Origin of the sequence: Neisseria sp. P0019.S002, from assembly GCF_051957155.1 — a bacterium.
In the GTDB taxonomy this organism is placed as follows: domain Bacteria; phylum Pseudomonadota; class Gammaproteobacteria; order Burkholderiales; family Neisseriaceae; genus Neisseria; species Neisseria perflava.
The window spans coordinates 1-438 of the sequence record NZ_JBQCWS010000160.1 but is presented as its reverse complement, the minus strand read 5'-3'; the positions used below and the strand labels follow the sequence as shown (position 1 = coordinate 438).

Below are 438 nucleotides of genomic sequence, written 5' to 3'. Positions count from 1 at the left end.
GCCTTTTGTTACTTGATGTATGAAGCAATGATTGCTTCATGCCAAGTATTTAAAAATTAGAATTTTACGCGTACACCGGCAGATACTTCGTGAGAGTGTACTCTGTCATCTTCAAATTTGCCCCAGTAGTTGTAGCGGTAGCCAGCATCTAAAGCAATATTAGGCGTTACTTCGTAGCTTACACCAGCCAATGCTCCGATACCGGTTTGAGTTTTGCGATAGCTTTCTTCGTAATAAGCATTACTTACTTTGCTAGTTGCACTTTCATCTGCAGATACACGGTTAATTCCTAAGCGTGCTCCGACATAGGGTTTAACAGGTGCGTTAATGTCAAAAGCGTAAATGGCTGACACACCAACACGTTGGAATTTAACTTTGTCTTGGTAAATGGTAGTTGGAGTTTCAGAATCTGATTTAAAAGATTTATAGTGCGTATAA

The 438-nt window shown here is 39.7% G+C and carries 1 protein-coding gene; it reads right to left on the bottom strand.

Annotated features, from left to right (window positions below; all coding sequences use genetic code 11):
* Nucleotides 1–56: 56 nt before the first annotated feature.
* Nucleotides 57–438, bottom strand: a 382-nt coding sequence (locus tag ACTHTY_RS12085) for an opacity family porin (protein ID WP_440367872.1), incomplete at its 5' end; no start/stop codon positions are given.